Below are 17267 nucleotides of genomic sequence, written 5' to 3'. Positions count from 1 at the left end.
TTCCGGATGATTGTCTTGATGTCGTTCGATTGCGGTCCTACTTTCGATAAGCGCAAATGAAATTGGGCGGGAGCCTGAGCGTGCTCGTTCGAGCTGCACTCAGACTCCCGCCCGCCGGGATGTGTCGTCAGGCGAAGTGCCCGACAGCGGTTGGCGTCACGGGTCGACGGGGACGACTCTGAGGTCGTCGATCTCTCGACGATGCATCTTTAGTTGGAGCCCCCAGATGGTGGCTCCGAAGAAGTCAGCGAAGTCGATGTCCTCGCGGTACCACTTGGAGGAGCCAGTCACCTTCACCTCGACGGCGAAGCTGGTTCCGGCTGCGAGGAGCAGCTTTCGGGTCTCCTCGGGAACGTCAAGGGTCTCGCCGTTCCGGTCTGCTGGGCCCACCAAGACGGCGGGCCCGTTGATGTAGTCGGCCCCTCTGGCCGATGGCAGATTGAGCCACCAGAAGAGCGTTGCCCGAACATTCATGGGCATGCCGATGAACTTAGCCTCGGCGTCCACGAAGAACGATGAGCCGTCGATGTCGACCGGGATCGCCTCGACCTCACCGCCAACTGCACGCTGGTAGTCCTGCAACTCATCGAAGCGCACGAGGACCACGGGCTCTCGCTCATCGAGCGGGAAGAGGATGCCATCCGGCATCGTAATCACCTCTTTCGTAGGCGCGTATCTCCGGACCCGGGTTGGCCGGAGATGTCTGCCTGCGAGACAGGAGAGAGGGGCGGATCCAGAGCCTGGGTGGGCTCCGCGAACTGGATCCGCCTCGTGGGTTTGCCACTCGAATGAAGATCGACGGCCTGGCGTACTCCCAATCACGAGGGTGGGTGGTCAGCCGATGAGACCAAGGATCTCTACTTCGTAGGCGGTGCTCTCCAGTGATACCCAAACTGGAGAGCTGTGCCGGCGAGGAGTGATACCTCGTCGGTGGAAGCCTCATCCCCGAGTTCTATATATAGAGGCGGGCGGCCATGGGGTGGGCTTCCACCGAGACACCGCGGCAACCGATCGTTCCTGCGGTGCGGTATGCGGGTCCACGAGAGTGGTGGTGATGAAGGTCGTCGCGGCCGGGCTCGAACCCTCCAGTCGTTGGTCGGACGACGTCATGGTCCGAAGCGTCGGATCATGACCCATGCTGGAGTCAGATCACCGGTTCATGAACGCTGCTCCCCAGCCCGTGACTGATGCTTGGCTAGGGAGTGACGAGCACGAAGGGTCGGACTCCGGGGTGAGCGGGAGTCCCGGCGCTCAGCGCTGATCACGCTGGCACCGGAACTCCACGACCGTTCCTCTACGGCGTGCGCTTGGCGGCGCTTGAGCCGGATGAACGGGTAGAGGAGGTCTTGCCTCCGGTGTTGCCATCCCCGCTGAAGATCGCGGCGATGGCGTTGCGCTGAGTCTGAGCGTTGCGCTCGATCTCAGCCTTGACCGTCTCGGCCTTCTTCAGGACGTCGGGATCGCTCTTCATCTTCGCGATCCGGTCCTCGATGGCCAGGCGGATCTCCTCGGTGGCACTGCGACCCGTGAGCTGAGCGATGACGTCCAGCTGGGCCCGCAGGTCCTCCGAGATCCTCACAGCCAGAGTTCTCATCTGGCTTCCACCCGAGACGGGTGGCGCGGTGTTGTCGCTCATTGCGACCTACCTCCTCGGTGAATTGCGGCTGACCACGTGGTGGGTGATCAAAAAGGCCGCAGAGCGCCGATGAGGAATGTGCTCCCTCCGTTCAGCAAGACTCGTCTGTTAGACGGCAAATGCTGATAACAAGGCGGATTGTGAACTACATTTGACAATTTGTCAATACTTTTAGTGTGGTTTCGGTCGATTGAGGCACCACATATGGCGTTTCAAGAGTCTCTTGAACAGGGGTGCCTGTACGTTGCGCAGTGTTGTTGTGAAATTAACAACGTACGGCATGACTGGTCGACGAGTGTCTGCGTTAGCACCGCCACGCATGCCAGAACGCGACCGGCGGTCCAGACTATTGGCGGGTGGGGAAGTCTCGCGTGGCAATTCGGATCTCAATAAGAGAATTTCGTCGTCTCGCTCGATCCCTGCCGCTTAGGCAGGCCGCATCCCAACTCGGACACAAGTTCCACACGCGGCCCGGCTGCTGCGCCCCTAGGCCGCCTCGCTGCTGGGCGCGTGGCCAACGGTGCGTCCCCACTGTTGGGGGTATCTGACCGCCTGGTCCGTTCAACAGACGAACGGGACAGGAGGGTAAATGACGATTACTGAATCGGGCTGACACCGGGAGGGAAGGATCTTGCACTCCGGATCAACACTCTTGCTAAGGGTCCATGGTCTTCGTCACCCGCTTGCCATCGCGGCGAGCGCTCGGTCACGCCGTCGAGCCTTGCCGCTGAGGCAGAGTTATGCCCGCTGATCAGGCTGCCTACGAGCGGTCGAACCTCGACTGGGGTCGTCTGCAGCGTTACGCGCAGCGGGTTGCACGGGAGACCAGGCTCCCGTTGAAAGAACCGATCACCTACAGCGAACAGCAGACCCGGTCAGAGACTGTGATCGTTCGCGGCGGCTTCCTCGGGCTGTTCAAACGGCCTACCCAAGTTCCAGTCTCTGACGTCAAGGTCACAACGGTGATCGGTGCGCATTGGCCTCTCCATCGATGGGACTGGCATAGGTCGACCGAGACAGGCAGGCGAGGCCGAGGATCCACCTGGCATGAAGAGACGAACTGGGAGTGGCAACTCACCGCGCTACTGCCCTCCGGCGAGATCGTTGTCGCGTATTACCACGACGAGACGGTGATGGGAGGCGGCGAAACGGGTTTCTTTAGGATTTTTACTCCGACCTCTCGTTCGGCGCCGGCTACTGAGAGGGATGTTCTCGATCTGGACCATTCATTTCCATACCACTCGCACCAGCCTGGGCATGGGAAACTGAATGTCTGGGGAACCCGTGATCCTGGTCCCCTCCGGCGACATGCGAAGGGTGTCGGGATTAACCTACGACTCAAAGGCATCTTGGAGGGCGGCATCCCGAGTGCCTCGATCGACTGAAGGCTTGAGGTTCGAGGTTTGAGGATAAATCCCTCCACGAGGGTCTAGGAGAAGGAAGTCGGCAATGATCGCTACCTGGCCAGAACTAATCCGCTTCGCGAAACAAGTCGCCCTGGTGCGGCGACAGCGTTCGGAACCACAGGAATTGGTCTCTGTGCCGGGCGGCGTCAAGATCATCGAGGACCGCGTCGGCTTTCTTGGCCTTCGGACCAGGCATCGCGAGGTGAGCATTCCTCCAGTTGTGCTCCTCCGCGGTTGGCCGCTGTTGCATCTCGGCTGCGTGTATGAGCACGTCGCTTGGGGTGGAGACACGCCACCGCTGGTCGAGGAGAAGCTTGGGGCGATCTGGATTGATGGCGACGGTGGGTTGCATGTCGTCGAGACCCAGAGTGGCTCCCCGCCTTCCGTACGAGCCCTAGACGAGTTCGATGCAGAGCGGCTTTCGGGTGTCCGTGAATGGACCTATAGCCACAGTGACAGGCATGGACAGCGTACGCACGAGTACAGCATGGCTACCTTCGCGCCTGTTGATGGGGACCCCTTCCATTCAATCCGCGGCGCCTTGGCCAAGTTCTGCTAGGCGGTACCTATCAGGCTCACGGGTATGGGATTCCGGCGGCTGTTCCAAGCAGCGTCGAGGTTTTCCGTCACCACCATTGGGGACACTTGTGCGCCTGTGCGCTCTTTACGGCGCCATCCCGGATGCTAGTCGTAGGCATCCAACCGGGTTGCCGTTGACTGAACTGGAGAGACTCATGCGACTCACCCTCCCTTTGCTGCGCTCGTGGGAGCAGGAGTGCATCTGCGGGCATGTCGGATCCGGCAACGGTACCAAGCCGCCGACGTGCCCGAACTGCGGCAACAGCTGGTGAGACGGACAGGCCGCGCGTGGCGCTATCTCGCTGCGTCTGTTGGTTCAATGAATTGATGGAGGACCAAGGAGCATGGGACTCTTCTCGCGCAAGGGAAAGACACCCGTCCCGTCGGATCTCTTTCCAAACTGGTCGACGGACCCGATCGTGCAACAGTTCCCGAGCCGCGCGACGACACCACCGGATGACTTGTTCGAGGCCGTCTCGACGATCCTCGAGCGAGGTGGCGGCGGGAACTCGCTCCTCGCTTGGGAGCGAACGCTCCTTATCCTCAGCGTGCAGATAGACAGGTATGCCGAGAAGCTTCCGGATGGCGATCAGATGGTGATCGCAAAGGGGCAGATCCTAGCGCGTCCAGACTTTGACATCCGCATGCTCTTCGACTTCCTGACCTACTTCGGAGGTTTCGGCATCGCAGCCAACAACGCGCTCGTGGAACAGGTCCCTTCGGTACTGGACGCGATCGCCGAGGCAGTTGCGGCAGGTGCATTCAGCGACTGATGCCTCTCGCCGAACATCTCCTCAAGGTCCGTAGTGCAACGCCTTCGACGATCTGAGCGAGACGCAGGCTGGGATTAAAGCAGGCCGGCAGTCACCCATTCGTTGATATTATGCACCAATTATGTTAAAATAGTCGCATTCCTTCCTTGTGAGATGGAGCGCTCTGAATTCGAGCAATTGCTCGCGGCTGGAGCGCTCCATCCCAACGTTACAAGGAGGAATATATGGGTATTCAAGACGATCGCCAGAGCAGCCTAACTGGTCGTCTCGCAGGATCGGATGAGAAACTCGAGCTGTGGCTGGTCAATGCGGGACTAGACCCCAAGCTGCCGGTCACAGAGTCGTACGGGTGCTTCAGCTTTGCTGAGGCGCAGGCTTCGCTTTTCAAGACTCTCCGGCATGTGCCGGTGCCCGTCTTTCTTGACGACGAACGTCAAGATGACGTCGGGTATCGCGAGCGCGTAAAGATACCCATCGTCCTCGACCATGCTCGTGCCGTGTGGTATCCGCACGACGGGGAAGACAACGAGGGTAGTCCCGCCTGGCTCTTTGAGGGCTGGGTGATGTCTGATCGCGTGGACCCTTACACGCCTCGTCGGCGAGTACGGATCTCCGTGTCACCGCTGCACGCCCATTGCTTCGAGGAAGACGACGAGATATTCCTCTGGCAGTACATCCCGAGTCACGAGGTCGTTCCGACCGTGTGACCCCAACAGGCCCGGAGTCCCCAGACATCACGTCTGGGGACTCCGGGCCATCTTCATGTCTTGTAGAAGCGTGGTTTGGTCCAGATTCAATGTGGCCTGTTTGGACCGTCGAAGTGCGCACCCGACCGGGGCTGCTACCCAGCGAGGTTCCGCCAGGGCGGGCCAGCCGCGTCGGTCATGGTCCGGCGGGCCTGGACATGCTCGGCGTGGATGTGAGCGTCAGGATTCGGGCAGTCCTTTTTTGCCCAGAGCTCCTGGAACTTCTGCCAGGCGGCCATCCCTACCAAGACCGACCCTGCGGCGACACCGCTCGCCCAGTCCATCTGCAGGGTCGCGCTGATGGCGATGCCGCCGGCCAGGCCGACCTGGAACGCGGGCTTCATCGGGGGAACTCCGACCCGAGCGGGGGCACGTTACTGGAATCGCTCATGTGCTTCTCCTTGGTTTGCATTGTTCGGCCCGCTGGAGGGACCCGTGATCGCCGGCCAGTACTTGGGCGGTGACCAAAAGCGAAGCGCCACACACGGCACACACAAGCCCGTTGCGGCGAGAATCTCTGTGTGAGCGTGCGTTGGGGTGGGGTGGACGACTGAACGCCCTACCCCAGGTAGGGGTTGGAGCACGTCGAACTACCAGCGGCGGGCAGGCACAACCGGCAGAATCAGAGAATCTTGTAGACCGTTGAAGAGCGTTGAGGTAGGCATGGGCGATCCGGAGCTCCTCGTGAGTGACGTCGAGAAGCTGCTCTTCCCTACCAGCGGCCAGGTCAGCGTGAGCACCGCCGGACTCGATGCGATCAACGAATCAGTCTCCAAGGCCATGGCCCAGCACCTCGGTATTGGATCTCGTCTGGCCGAGACATTCGCCTGGTGGCTGGTTCGGCAGCTCGTGACGGAGACTCCTCACCGGACCGATGAGACGTCAAGAGCCCACCTCCTCGCCGCCCGGCATCTGCTCGCACTTGGTGACTACACCGACGAAGCAACCATTCGAGAGGAGACGGGAAAGTCGTTTGACCGGATCCGCGGCAGCGAGGTCAGGCCGCGGAGTGAGAACGAGCAAGCCGAGGATGCACTACGGGCGAGCAGCACACTGCGGATGTCGTACGCAGCAGCGGCCGCGTTTGGGGGGAGCCGCGCGCTGTTGCGTACGCCGACACGGGAACATCCGTCCCGGCGGCTCGAGGTTGTTCATACGTTGGCGACGGCGTTGGCTAAGCGAATTGACGGAGCGGGAAGCCTACAGTCGGACTGGAAGGATTTCTACAACGCAGGGGCTGAGACTGGACTGATTCAGTCCGTACGCGGCTTGAGTGGTGGATGGGGACCGACAAGAGATACTTGGAACAGCGCAGCGCTGGCGCCATACCCGGTGTTCAACTCTCGGACAGACCACCCTGTCCTGAAGGACACGCGGACGTTCTTTCGCGCCAGTGAAGCCAGCGGCCCGATCCTCCTACAGGAGCCCCGTTCGTACCTTGTCGTAGAGCCGCGCAAGATCTACCGCGGGGTCGTGATCGTTTCCTACGATAGCCACCCCGGACGAGCAGAGAACGTGCCGATTCAAGACATTCGTGTCCGTGTGCAAGGCCCGGGACGAATGGTCGGGTCTGGGCGCTTCACTGCCTTTGTGGAGGTTCCCGGTGTCACTCCACAGGCGCTGTGGGACTCTCTAATCGTGGTGTTGCCGCACCCAACGCTGTCGGCAGCCATCCGATTGGCGGGGAATGCCAGTGCTACTACAGAACGACGAGGACGCAAGAATCCGGTCGAGGCCAGCAAGCGCGACCTCTTTGGGGATGGCGTCCAACTCGGAGGTCTGGGCGAGGCGTTCATCCTGAGGCCGGCCGACTACGCGGCGGTGATGTTCGACTTTGTGATCGACATGCCCGACTTCGAGATTGACGCCGTAGCGCGGCGCGTCGACGGGAATGAATTCCTGCCACGCGTGCATGTTGGTCCCGGGGACGTCTTCGAGGTGAAGATTGAGTACCGGAATACTGGTACCGTGCAGCAAGATGGCGTCCAGATCGTTCTCGGCGACCTGCCCCTAGAGTTGCGCTACGTCGAAGGCTCGCTTGAGATTGCGAACTCGAAGACCGGCGGCTGGCGCGCTTCTGGCCATGACCTTTCGCCTAATCGCGGTGTGAGCCTCGGCTCCTATACTGCCGGTGCTAACGCGTTCGTTAAGTTTCGGCTCATGGCGAGAGATCGGCGAATCTTTCGTTACGAGACTGGTATCCATTGGCTGACGACCGATAAGCTTATCAAAGTCTTTACTGCTAATGGCAGCAAGTCGACAGGTATCACCACACTTTTGTCTGTGTGAGGTGGCCTTATGGGGAGCTTCAATCCCATGGTTTAGTTGACATTACAACTAAACCATGTTAATATAGCAGGTGCGAGATTCTCCTCTTAAGAGTCGAGCAATTCTATCGCACCTTGCGTTCGATATCGCCAAGTCGATTGTCTCGGATTGCCAGCCAAGCGGCATCGTGATCTTCCCGGAATGGAATGAGATCGCTGTCCCGTTTGGCTGCGCAGTCCTGTGCAGCTTCCCCAACTCTTCCCGCGACGCGGGAAAGGAGGCTGCCATGGACAGCAACAATGATCCCTTTACGGAGATCACCATCGTCGACGGGCAAGAGTGCCGTCGCCATACGAACCCCGACGGCAGCGTCGGGGGTTGGGTGGCCCTCACGGCCACCGTAGAACCAACGGTGCACCTCGCAGAAGGTGTCCAGGTTCGAGACCGTGCCACGGTTCGTGACGCGGTGACCGTCAGGGGCGACGCGATCATCGCTGACGACGCCATCGTTCGAGAACAGGCCGAGATTTCCGGCCCCGCGCGAATCGGCGGCTGCGCCATCATCGGCGGCGAGGCGATCGTCGCCGATGCGGCGGTTCGTGGCAGCGCTGTCATCAGTGATCGCGCGGTGGTCAGTGACCCCGGGACGATCGTCGAAGGCAATGCCGTGATTCGAGGCGAGGCCAACGTGTACGATCACCCCCATGTCGGTGGCAACGCCGTCGTTCGGGGCAGGGCTGTCGTCTCTGCCTACGCCAGTGTCGAGGGCAACGCCGTCATCCAGGATGACGCAAACGTCCTTGGGTGCGCGCTGATAAGCGGGAATGCCGTGGTCTGTGACAAAGCGTGGATCGTTCGCGACGCCCGAATCACCACGGGCGTAATCACAGCATGATGCTCCCGGTTACGGCCGGGCACATCTTCACCCCCTTCTCCCTGCGCCCTCGTGCGCAGGGAGAAGGGGGTGCTTCAATTTGAACAGAGAGCACGCGCTGTCGCCTGAACCGCCCTGTTGCCCGCGAGGGCACGGTCTTGTGGAGCCCGGACAAGCCGCGAGAGCTGATGCTGACCGAGGGTTGCAAGCCGGGGGCGACATTCACCGAACTGCCGACGGCGCTCGCACCAGGGATCCCACCAAACACTAAGCCGATCGAGGAGGCGATCAGGGAAGTCGCTGTCGAAGCAGCTGATGCTCCGGCCTTGCCGAGGTCAGCGATCATGGACGTCTTGTCGCTGCGTGCGCCGCGCCTTCAAGATGGGGCATGCCAGCCGGAGGACGAGAGCACCGTCGTTGGCATCGTGTCGACGCTGCGGGCGATGGACGACTCTTATCTGGCCGTGCAGGGTCCCCCGGGGACGGGGAAGACCTGGACTGCGTCTCGGGTGATCAAAGAACTGGTCGAGCAGCACCACTGGCGTATCGGCGTTGTAGCCCAGTCGCATGCCGTGGTGGAGAACCTGCTCGCCGGGATCGTGTCGGCCGGCCTCGCGCCGGATCTGGTCGGAAAGAGCAAGAACGACCGACCAGATCCAACCTGGACCACGATCCCCGACACGTCCACCGCCCGCGCAGCGTTCCTCACCGCCCACGCCGCGACTGGATGTGTTCTGGGCGGGACCGCATGGACCTACGCCGCCACAAAGCTAATTGAGCGCAGAGGCCTGGACCTGCTGGTGATCGACGAGGCCGGCCAGTTTGCCCTCGCTCCGACCATCGGCGCCTCGATCGCCGCGAAGCGGCTCCTGCTCCTCGGTGACCCACAGCAGCTCCCGCAAGTGAGCCAGGGCACCCACGCCGAACCGGTCGACGAGTCTGCACTCGGCTGGATCATAAACGGTCACAAGACCCTGCCCCCCGAGAACGGCTACTTCCTGGAGGAGAGCTGGCGAATGCATCCTGCAGTCTGCGCGAAGGTCTCCACCCTCTCCTACGAAGGCCGCCTGGCCGCGGCACCGCACGCGAGCGAGCGATCACTGGAAGGCGAAGACCCAGGTGTTGAGATCATCGAGGTGGCGCACACCGGCAACCGGGTCGACTCACCGGAAGAAGCTGCCAGAGTGGTCGACCTCGTACGGCACCACCTCGGTCAGACCTGGACGACCGCACATGGCTCACGACCGCTCAAGGCAGGCGATGTCCTGGTCGTCGCGCCGTACAACGCTCAAGTTGCCATGATCAAGGAGCGCCTTAAGGCGGCAGGTCTGGGTGACGTTCCGGTCGGTACGGTCGACAAGTTCCAAGGGCAGGAAGCCCCGGTGACCATTTTGTCGATGACTGCGTCCTCTCAAGGCGACGTTCCCCGAGGCATGGGCTTCCTGCTGAGCCGAAACCGCATCAACGTCGCGATCTCGCGGGCTCAGTGGAAGGCCTACGTCCTGCGTTCACCGGCCCTGACCTCGTACATGCCGAGCAGCGCCAAGGAAGTGCTGGACCTCGGTGCGTTCATTGGTCTCGCGCGATCCTGATCTGGGGTCGACGTGGCGGGAGGAAACCCGTTTGAGTCGTCGTCGGTGATAGGTGGGCAGGGACGGGCTTCCTGAAATGCAATGGCCGGCGTGGGTGGCGGCGTCCACACTCGTGAAGAGTGGCTAACTCGTCAGCTGTGCGAGGTGGTCGTACGCCTTCGACTGGCCGTCGCTCAGCGTCGTCAGTGGAGATCTCGAAGCGGAGGAAACGGTGAACATGAGGAAATCGGCCAACATCCTGGGCCAGGACCTTGGCCTGACGGCACAGGAAACGAACATACTCCTAAAGGAAGAAGGCTTCCTTGAGGGAGAGCCTGGCGCATATGCGGTCACCGAGAAGGGTGCGAAGTACGCCGACGAACAAGACCATCACCGTGGCACCGGCGGGTCCAGCCTTTACAACCGTTACTGGACGACCCGTAGTTGGGATCCGTCCATCACGAACGAGCTGGACGTTACCGCCGAGCGCAAGCGGGAGATCCGGCAGAAGGCCGCCGATGCCCGACGCGCCTCGAGGGAGCCTGCAGCCGAGGACGCGAGCGGGCTTGCGCCTACGGATGACATAGATCGAGAAGGCATTAGCCTCCGTCCAATAGTCCTAGTAGGAGGCGGCGTGGTCGCTGCCTTCGGAATCTACAAGGCCGCTCCGCATATCAAACGCTTCGTCAAGGAGAAGGTTGTCCCCCGGCTCCGCAGGGCGAGAACCGAGGTCAATATGCCTGGTGCGCTGAACCAGGATCCTGACGACAATTCCCTGAGCTGAATGTGTCGGGTGCTAGAAGGCTTCCGGCTCAGGTGCAGTTGATGCAAGGGCTTGCGCGTACCTGACAGGTATGTGCCGGGTAAATGGGCCCGAGAATGCCGACACGGGCCGATCAGGATCTAAGTCTGCCGATTAAGCACCTACGCCCGGATTCGGCAGGCAATACGTTTCGGCGAAAGTCGTATCTAACCGGCATCGGTTGCACTGCGCCCCAGCCTGGGCCGCTCCTACGGCAGAAGGCTGTGTGGACAGGCGCTAACCCGGGGCTTTCACGACCCCGCCACAGATGCGATTCGAAGCGACATGTCGCGGGGCGGTCAGGGAACGTCAAGAAGATGCGTGTTCACTGCGCGGGCGGCATCAGCCAGTTCCGTCAGTTGGATCACGGTTCGGCCGGCCGCCTCGAGGGTCTCGGCGCCCACACAGTCGACGAAGGTCGATGGTTCGCGCCAGGCGTACACGATCCGTGGGATGCCTGCGCTCAGGATGTGCTGGGTGCAGGTGACCGGACGCGAGGCGCGGGTGCTGCACGGCTCGAGTGACGTGTAGATCGTCGCGCTCGTGAGGTCGGTGCCTTCAAGGAGTGAATCGAGCGCGGCTTCCTCGGCGTGTTGGTGCGGATCGTCCTTCCGCGACCATCCTTCGCCGAGCACGGTCCCGTCTGGGGATGTGATGAGGGCGCCGACGGAGAATGCAGTCGTCGACGGCGGGCAGCGTTCAGCCAGCTCGATTGCCCGAATCAACAGGCGGCGGTCGAGGTCTGAGGCGGTTCGATCGTTCATCGCGGAAGGTAGCGGAGCAGGACGCAGTCACCGATCTGCCGGGCCTCGGCGAGGTTCATGCGATGGCTCGGGTCTTGCGGAAAGTCGCCGGGGTTCACGAACCGCGGTGCAGCGGCATCGCCGACAAAGAACGGGGCGAAGACCAGATGGAGCTCGTCGGCGAGCCCGGCGGTGAGGAACATGGTGTGGATCGTCCCGCCGCCTTCGACCATCAGGCGTTGTACGCCGCGGGCGGCGAGGTCATCGAGGACCGCCTCGGGTGTGACGGTTTCGCCGAGCCCGACAACCGTGGCCGAACCGGCAAGACGATCGGTGAGGCTGGGTGCTGCGGTCTCGGTGGTGTAGGCGATCTTGTCGACCTCACCGGTGGCGAAGAACTTCGCGTTCGGGTCGAGATCACCGGAGGTGGTGATGGTGACCTTGATCGGTGTCGCTGTGCGGCCGTCGGCTTCGCGCTTCTCGCGCCGTTCATCCGAACGGACCATCAGGCGCGGGTTGTCGGCCCGAATGGTGTTGGCCCCGACGAGGATCGCGTCGACTCCGGCCCGGACTTCATCGACCCGGTCGAAGTCTTCGTCGTTGGACAACAGCAGCCGCTCCGAGGTGGCGTCGTCGATGTAGCCGTCTAGGGAGGCCGCGACGGAGAGCAGGACGTAGGGGCGAGTCACAGCAGGGTTCCAATCTCGTTCATCGCGCGCTCGGTGATCGCGGTGAACTGGGTAGGGGTTACGCACTGGGCGAGATCGGCGACGAGCCCAGTGCTCGTCCTGTTTTCAGCGCAGAGGGCTTCCAACGTACGTGCAGCAGTGCCGCCGGTGGGACCGAAGGGCAGGACTGGGATTCCGAGTGCTTGGGCGATGCTGACCTCAGCCGCGGTGCCTGACGCTCCGCCGACGACGATCATCAGGTCAGCTCCATGAACAACGTTCTCCCGGCCGAACCGGGCGCTGCTCATCACGAATCCTGCGGGGCGGAACTGGTCAGCGACGTAGGTGACCACCTCGATCCCGATGCCGACCGGGCCGTGGTTCACCGCGATGCCTGAGAAGGCGACGAGTCGCGCGAGCGCGGCCACGGTTGCATCCAGCAACTGGTCGTCGCACCCCGGCGCGCGGCTACCGCTGATGACCACGCAAGGCGGACCCGAGGCGGGCTCCGCACGCTCGGTGAGCATTCCCTCGAGCTCGGCCGGTGTGACGTTCAGAAGCTTGGCGAGGTGCGGACGGAAGGTGGCCAGGGGAGTGGCCTCGCCCGCTTCCCATCGCGCGATCGTCGAGCGGTCCACCTCCATCGCGTACGCCAGGCGCTCCTGGGAGAAGCCCGCGAGCTTGCGTTGACGCACGAGGTCGTTACGCCGTGCCATGCACCCTCCCAAGCCGGATCGAACCTTCTGTACGCACGTGCTGTGCGGCATCGCTGCACAGATGCGGCAACAGTGCGACATCGGTGCCATGTCCACAGCGTCCAGCCTCGCGTTGACTGGATCTCAGTAATCGAACTGCCCTGATCACAAGCCAGAATCCGGAGGCGCGCGTCGACATGAACAACGCTAGCGCAAACCCATCGTCGTCGGCGCGGACCACGGCCGCGATCTACAAGACCGTGTACGGGAGCTTCTGGCACTACGAGGCTGTCGGTCGGCGGAGGAGCAGCTATGTGCTCACCGCATGCGGACGACGTCTCGGCCGCTGGCACATCGAACCTGCGCAGTCAGCCGCAGCGATCCCGGCCGAGGACATCTGCGCCGGGTGCGTTCGAAAGCTGACCCACTAACAGCGCCACCAGCCCGCAGGTGGAGCCAGCCGCCGCCAAGGAGATCCACCCACGACGTCGACGGCGCCGTCGGGTCCGTCATGCCGCCACCCCATCATTTGCTGATCTCGAGGAGCACCACGATGAGCATCGACACTCTTCCACCCCCGACCACCGGCGTCCCCAGCTCCGGGGCCGCCGAGGAGCTCGGAGACCTCCTTCGCTCGCGTGGCCCGGACCGGGACCGCCGCTGGCGGATGTGGGCTCACCAGCTCACCGGCGCTACGACAACCACAGCGGCTGACCTCGTCGACCTTTGGAAGACGGTCGTCAACTTTGATCCGGTGCTGCAGGGACATCTCGCCGACCCGATCGATCTGGGTTCAGGCACGGTGCTTGTCGCCGGTAGCGGCAAGGAGACGCTGAAGACCTTCAACGTGTCCACAGCCGCCGCGGTCCTGGCCGCCTCAGCTGGAGCGCGAGTGGTGAAAGGGATCTCCGCCTCGGTGTCGGCGGTCAGCGGCTCCGCTGACGTTCTCGGAACCCTCGGGATCGAGTCGGTGAAGAGCGTCGGAGAGCTCAGGCGCGCCGTCGACGAGGTGGGCATCGCGTTCGTGCCGTACGCAATGTTCTGTCCCCGCTACGCCGCCGAGTACGACGACGTCTTCACCCAGGTGAACCCGTTCAGCTTCATGATGCCGATCGCCGTACTTGCCGTTCGTGCCGGCTCCTTCGTCTACGGCATCGCAGATCGTCGCGTCGGCCTGTCAGCGCATGTCATCAGCGCATGCCGACCCGATCTGCCTCACGGAAGCGTGGTCATGACCGAGCCCCAGCCGGGCGGGATCATCGACGAGAGCGTGCCGTACGGTCGGGCGCGCCACGCGCTTGCAGGCGGCGGATCGGTGAGCGTTCAGGAGGCGACGTACCCGGATGCGCCACCACACTGGGTTCGTGCCGTAGGGCACGGAACCGACCACGATGCCAACGCCGCCCGGCTGACCGCGTCCCTCGCACCTCGCAACTCGGGTCCGAGCTGCGATCTCGTCGAGACGAACGCCGCTCTCATCTGGTGGGAGTCCACCGGCCGTCTCGGCAACCTCACCGACGCGCGACGCCACGTTCACGAGGCACGGATCTCCGGACGCGCCCACAACCTGCTGATCACGCTCCAGGAAAGGGGCCTGTGATGACCGCCGCCACGTCACCCATCAACTCGACAGTCCAGCCGATCTCACGGCCGGTGCATGATCGTCTGGGACCGCTTGCCCGCCGGTTCTCCCACGAGGACAGCGCCGCGGATGTCCTTCCCACAGACCTCACTGATCTCGAAGTCGTCACAGGGTTCGGGCCGACCAACGCTCCCACTGCCGGGACGTTGTCGGTCATGATCGGCATCGTCGAGCTGCAGCAACGACTCGGCGTCCCGATGACGGTGATCGTCTCCGAGCTCGGCGCCTGGAACTCCCGCAATGTCGCCTGGGCGGACCTGCTCCGCGTGCGCGACCAGATGCTGGCATTCCTCCGGGTCATCGGGTTCGACGAGCACCGCGGAGAACTGCGAACCCATCTGCACGAGGGCAACCTCACCCGTGCCGGCCGGATCGCCCGCTATCTGACCCCCACGGACCTGGCCGAGCATTGCGAAGACCTCAACGACCTCTACGACGCTCATGGGTTGCTCGGTGGGGAGGTCGGCCTGACGGTTGACTCGCTCTATACCGTCGCCGACATCCTCGGACCCGCCGAGAACGGTGCACGCAACATCTTGATGGTGTCCGGCATGGAAGAGGCCTACTTCACACAGCTGGCGCGGATCGTCCTCGAGCGACAGCGCACCGCGGGAGATCTCAGTCTCGGCTGGGAGGCCGAGGTCGGAGCGGTCTACTTCCGGGTCATCGGTGGACTCGGTGGGTATCCGAAGATGTCCAAGAGCATCCCCGCATCGGCCATCCACCTCGGGATGAACCACGACGATCTCAGAGCCAAGATCCTCAGCGATGCCCCGGCGGATCAGCCGGCGCTGTTCTCGGCAATGGACCTGGCCAGTGGATGGAGTGACGCGCAGATACGTGCAGCACGCTCTTCCTACGATGCTCGTGACGCCGATCCGATCACCTGGGCACAGGTGAAGTCCGACTACCTCGACACGTTCGTCGAGTACGCGGACCAGTGGAAGCGCTGCGCACGATGAGCGCCGCAGCCATGACGAGCGACCCGTTCGCCCACCCACGCCAACGCAACCGAACCCGACTCGACAGCGACGGCTCCGGTAGACCCAGCGTGCTGAAGGAGTACGCGCACCTGTGCGGCGAGGACGTCCGAGCACTGTCCAAGATCGAGCATCGGCTCCGCTCCGCCGGCGTGCCGATGCCCGAGATGCTCGACTGGTCAGCAGAGCCGCCCACCACGGTCCACGAATACGTCAACGGCGAGCACCGCACCGACCTCACCCCGGAGATGATCGATGCCGCAGCCGAGGTCTTCGCGAAGCAGCTCAAGGTGCTCCGTCGTACAAGCGCACCCTGGGTTCCTCGTCGCCCGGTCGGGCTGCCCGCGCGGAGCCGAGAAGCGGCACACGCCGCTCGTTCGAGTTACCTGAGAGACGCCATCGTCGGGTCGTGGCACCGGATCAGCGAGCTCGCAGCCTCCCACCCCTGGACCACGACCCATGGCGACTGGCGAGCCGACAACCTCCTCTATGCCGACGACGGGGTCCTGGCCGTCCTGGACTGGGAGATCCTCATCTCCGTGCCCGTCGCCGAGGCGGTCGGCTACGCGGCAGCCTCGCTGACCCACAGCTGGCGGCCCGACCTGCGAGCTCCGCTCGATCCCGGCACCGTGGTCACGTTCATCCGCAGCGCCGAGAGGCATCACGCACTGGCGCCCGGCGAGACCGGGCACGCGCGCCTTGCCGCGCTCCATGTGGCTGCCGTACGCCTGGCCGAGGATGAGGCCGACGGGATCGACGCCCCCACCCTCTCCGAACTCACCCGACACCTGGGAGCCCGACGATGACGATGCCCAACGTGCTGCAGATCCCGTCACACATGACCTACGCCAAGGCGCTCGGCCCCGCCCACACGGTCCCTGAGGTGGCTAGCCCGACTCTTCGGATCGCTGACCTCCTTGCCCAACCACGGTGGGACTTCGACATCGTTCACCTCCACTCACTGGAGCTCGTGACCCTCGATAACCTGATCCGGCTGCGCAAGCGCACGGTCGCTGAGGGCGTACGTCTGGTGGCCACGATCCACGACCTCGTGCCCAACATCGAGGCCAATGTCGGTGACTTCCTGATCAAGGTCGCCTACGTCGCGTCCGAGGCCGACCACGTGTTCACCCTCACGCCACAGGCGGCCGACCAGATCGCAGAGCTGGCACCTCACGCCGAGCCCGCCGAAGCCTTACCCCATGGCGCCGCCATCGCGATCGATTCGATTCCCGCCGTTCCCGTCAGCGGCGACGGGGGGTTCGCCGTGTTCGGTGCTTTCCGCCCCTACCGCGAGCTCGAGATCTTGGTGCGGGCGTGGCAGCGCTTGGGGGAGGAGCGCCCCAAACTTCGAGTGCTGCTTCGATCGGTCACCCGGGCCGACCAAGAACGTGACGCCGCGCTGCTCAACCTGCTCGAAGAGACCGCACGCGCTGATCCACGACTCCATCTGACTTTCGCGAACACCATGCTCGGCGACGACGACTTGGTGGACTGGCTCACAGGCGCGTCCGCACTCGTACTGCCCTACTCCCACATCACCCACTCCGGGCAGCTCGAGCTCGCTCGAGACATCGGCCTCCCGGTCATCGCGCCCGACATCGCGAGCCTGCACAGCCAGCTCACCGCGGGCCCACGAAAGGACCTGCCCGTGGTCTGGTTTGCACCCGACACGCTCACCATCGACGCGTTCCCGACATGCCTGCGCCACGCCAGCGAACTCGCCCTCGACACCGCCCACCGCAGCAGTGCCATCGCAACGGAGGACCAGGACCATGTGCGGGCGGTCCGACTGGCCGAGCGCACCGAGATCACCGAACGTCACGCCGAGGTCTACGCGGACCTCCTGACCAGGACCGGAGAGCGAGTATGACCACAGAGTCG

General features: G+C 63.2%; 17 protein-coding genes. 11 read left to right on the top strand and 6 right to left on the bottom strand.

Annotated elements, in window-relative coordinates:
- Nucleotides 1–156: 156 nt before the first annotated feature.
- Both ACWZJV_RS05415 and ACWZJV_RS05410 read right to left on the bottom strand, forming a co-directional pair.
- Nucleotides 157–648 (bottom strand): DUF3846 domain-containing protein, encoded by a 492-nt coding sequence (locus tag ACWZJV_RS05415; RefSeq protein ID WP_457180506.1) that lies wholly within the window; start codon nucleotides 646–648, stop codon nucleotides 157–159.
- 646 nt (nucleotides 649–1294) lie between these two features.
- Entirely contained in the window at nucleotides 1295–1636 is a 342-nt protein-coding gene (locus ACWZJV_RS05410; protein ID WP_457180505.1) for a hypothetical protein, read from the bottom strand.
- A 1449-nt stretch (nucleotides 1637–3085) separates the two neighbouring features.
- Here ACWZJV_RS05410 and ACWZJV_RS05405 point away from each other — a divergent pair.
- From ACWZJV_RS05405 to ACWZJV_RS05395, 3 genes are all read left to right on the top strand, one after another.
- The gene (locus tag ACWZJV_RS05405) at nucleotides 3086–3601 is read left to right on the top strand and encodes a hypothetical protein (RefSeq protein WP_457180504.1); all 516 of its coding nucleotides are present in this window, start codon (nucleotides 3086–3088) and stop codon (nucleotides 3599–3601) included.
- A gap of 364 nt (nucleotides 3602–3965) precedes the next feature.
- A complete protein-coding gene (locus tag ACWZJV_RS05400; RefSeq protein ID WP_457180503.1) occupies nucleotides 3966–4394 on the top strand; it encodes a hypothetical protein in 429 nt (142 codons plus the stop codon).
- A 224-nt stretch (nucleotides 4395–4618) separates the two neighbouring features.
- The gene (locus ACWZJV_RS05395) at nucleotides 4619–5101 is read left to right on the top strand and encodes a hypothetical protein (protein WP_457180502.1); all 483 of its coding nucleotides are present in this window, start codon (nucleotides 4619–4621) and stop codon (nucleotides 5099–5101) included.
- Between the two features lie 134 nt (nucleotides 5102–5235).
- On the opposite strand, the gene ACWZJV_RS05390 is transcribed toward ACWZJV_RS05395, so the two are convergent.
- The gene (locus ACWZJV_RS05390; protein ID WP_457180501.1) at nucleotides 5236–5484 is read right to left on the bottom strand and encodes a hypothetical protein; all 249 of its coding nucleotides are present in this window, start codon (nucleotides 5482–5484) and stop codon (nucleotides 5236–5238) included.
- A 340-nt stretch (nucleotides 5485–5824) separates the two neighbouring features.
- On the opposite strand from ACWZJV_RS05390, the gene ACWZJV_RS05385 reads away from it, so the two are divergent.
- From ACWZJV_RS05385 to ACWZJV_RS05370, 4 genes are all read left to right on the top strand, one after another.
- Nucleotides 5825–7429, top strand: a complete 1605-nt coding sequence (locus ACWZJV_RS05385) for a hypothetical protein (protein WP_457180500.1) — start codon at nucleotides 5825–5827, stop codon at nucleotides 7427–7429.
- 265 nt (nucleotides 7430–7694) lie between these two features.
- The gene (locus tag ACWZJV_RS05380) at nucleotides 7695–8303 is read left to right on the top strand and encodes a hypothetical protein (protein ID WP_457180499.1); all 609 of its coding nucleotides are present in this window, start codon (nucleotides 7695–7697) and stop codon (nucleotides 8301–8303) included.
- A 167-nt stretch (nucleotides 8304–8470) separates the two neighbouring features.
- Complete coding sequence (locus tag ACWZJV_RS05375; RefSeq protein ID WP_457180498.1) at nucleotides 8471–9874, top strand: DEAD/DEAH box helicase; 1404 nt, start codon at nucleotides 8471–8473, stop codon at nucleotides 9872–9874.
- 217 nt (nucleotides 9875–10091) lie between these two features.
- Complete coding sequence (locus ACWZJV_RS05370) at nucleotides 10092–10637, top strand: hypothetical protein (protein ID WP_457180497.1); 546 nt, start codon at nucleotides 10092–10094, stop codon at nucleotides 10635–10637.
- Nucleotides 10638–10954: 317 nt separating this feature from the next.
- On the opposite strand, the gene ACWZJV_RS05365 is transcribed toward ACWZJV_RS05370, so the two are convergent.
- From ACWZJV_RS05365 to ACWZJV_RS05355, 3 genes are read right to left on the bottom strand one after another with little or no spacing between them, the layout of a single operon-like run.
- Entirely contained in the window at nucleotides 10955–11419 is a 465-nt protein-coding gene (locus tag ACWZJV_RS05365) for a dCMP deaminase (RefSeq protein ID WP_457180496.1), read from the bottom strand.
- Nucleotides 11416–12087 (bottom strand): RibD family protein, encoded by a 672-nt coding sequence (locus tag ACWZJV_RS05360; protein ID WP_457180495.1) that lies wholly within the window; start codon nucleotides 12085–12087, stop codon nucleotides 11416–11418. The genes ACWZJV_RS05365 and ACWZJV_RS05360 overlap by 4 nt, the downstream gene beginning before the upstream one ends.
- Nucleotides 12084–12782, bottom strand: coding sequence for a helix-turn-helix domain-containing protein (locus tag ACWZJV_RS05355; protein WP_457180494.1), 699 nt, complete (start codon nucleotides 12780–12782; stop codon nucleotides 12084–12086). Before ACWZJV_RS05355 ends, ACWZJV_RS05360 begins: the two co-directional genes overlap by 4 nt.
- Nucleotides 12783–13314: 532 nt before the next feature.
- Between ACWZJV_RS05355 and ACWZJV_RS05350 the strand changes: the two genes are divergently transcribed.
- Genes ACWZJV_RS05350 through ACWZJV_RS05335 form a run of 4 tightly spaced genes read left to right on the top strand, consistent with a single transcriptional unit; the run spans nucleotide 13315 to nucleotide 17256 of the window.
- Nucleotides 13315–14361 carry a hypothetical protein gene (locus ACWZJV_RS05350; RefSeq protein WP_457180493.1) on the top strand — a complete coding sequence of 349 codons (1047 nt, stop codon included), beginning with the start codon at nucleotides 13315–13317 and terminating at the stop codon, nucleotides 14359–14361.
- The gene (locus ACWZJV_RS05345; RefSeq protein WP_457180492.1) at nucleotides 14361–15365 is read left to right on the top strand and encodes a hypothetical protein; all 1005 of its coding nucleotides are present in this window, start codon (nucleotides 14361–14363) and stop codon (nucleotides 15363–15365) included. Before ACWZJV_RS05350 ends, ACWZJV_RS05345 begins: the two co-directional genes overlap by 1 nt.
- The gene (locus tag ACWZJV_RS05340) at nucleotides 15362–16189 is read left to right on the top strand and encodes a phosphotransferase (RefSeq protein ID WP_457180491.1); all 828 of its coding nucleotides are present in this window, start codon (nucleotides 15362–15364) and stop codon (nucleotides 16187–16189) included. Before ACWZJV_RS05345 ends, ACWZJV_RS05340 begins: the two co-directional genes overlap by 4 nt.
- Nucleotides 16186–17256, top strand: a complete 1071-nt coding sequence (locus ACWZJV_RS05335; RefSeq protein WP_457180490.1) for a hypothetical protein — start codon at nucleotides 16186–16188, stop codon at nucleotides 17254–17256. Before ACWZJV_RS05340 ends, ACWZJV_RS05335 begins: the two co-directional genes overlap by 4 nt.
- Nucleotides 17257–17267: the final 11 nt, after the last annotated feature.

The sequence above is a fragment of the Nocardioides sp. WG-D5 genome (assembly GCF_054031175.1).
The sequence above is the reverse complement of the archived record's forward strand: the minus strand, read 5'-3'. Positions and strand labels throughout refer to the sequence as shown.

Coding starts and splice junctions, on each gene's coding strand:
- ACWZJV_RS05375 (WP_457180498.1), top strand. CDS start 8,471: ATGCTGACCGAGGGTTGCAAGCCGGGGGCGACATTCACCGAACTGCCG.
- ACWZJV_RS05365 (WP_457180496.1), bottom strand. CDS start 11,419: ATGAACGATCGAACCGCCTCAGACCTCGACCGCCGCCTGTTGATTCGG.
- ACWZJV_RS05395 (WP_457180502.1), top strand. CDS start 4,619: ATGGGTATTCAAGACGATCGCCAGAGCAGCCTAACTGGTCGTCTCGCA.
- ACWZJV_RS05415 (WP_457180506.1), bottom strand. CDS start 648: ATGCCGGATGGCATCCTCTTCCCGCTCGATGAGCGAGAGCCCGTGGTC.
- ACWZJV_RS05345 (WP_457180492.1), top strand. CDS start 14,361: ATGACCGCCGCCACGTCACCCATCAACTCGACAGTCCAGCCGATCTCA.
- ACWZJV_RS05390 (WP_457180501.1), bottom strand. CDS start 5,484: ATGAAGCCCGCGTTCCAGGTCGGCCTGGCCGGCGGCATCGCCATCAGC.
- ACWZJV_RS05400 (WP_457180503.1), top strand. CDS start 3,966: ATGGGACTCTTCTCGCGCAAGGGAAAGACACCCGTCCCGTCGGATCTC.
- ACWZJV_RS05340 (WP_457180491.1), top strand. CDS start 15,362: ATGAGCGCCGCAGCCATGACGAGCGACCCGTTCGCCCACCCACGCCAA.
- ACWZJV_RS05355 (WP_457180494.1), bottom strand. CDS start 12,782: ATGGCACGGCGTAACGACCTCGTGCGTCAACGCAAGCTCGCGGGCTTC.
- ACWZJV_RS05410 (WP_457180505.1), bottom strand. CDS start 1,636: ATGAGCGACAACACCGCGCCACCCGTCTCGGGTGGAAGCCAGATGAGA.
- ACWZJV_RS05380 (WP_457180499.1), top strand. CDS start 7,695: ATGGACAGCAACAATGATCCCTTTACGGAGATCACCATCGTCGACGGG.
- ACWZJV_RS05405 (WP_457180504.1), top strand. CDS start 3,086: ATGATCGCTACCTGGCCAGAACTAATCCGCTTCGCGAAACAAGTCGCC.
- ACWZJV_RS05335 (WP_457180490.1), top strand. CDS start 16,186: ATGACGATGCCCAACGTGCTGCAGATCCCGTCACACATGACCTACGCC.
- ACWZJV_RS05350 (WP_457180493.1), top strand. CDS start 13,315: ATGAGCATCGACACTCTTCCACCCCCGACCACCGGCGTCCCCAGCTCC.
- ACWZJV_RS05370 (WP_457180497.1), top strand. CDS start 10,092: ATGAGGAAATCGGCCAACATCCTGGGCCAGGACCTTGGCCTGACGGCA.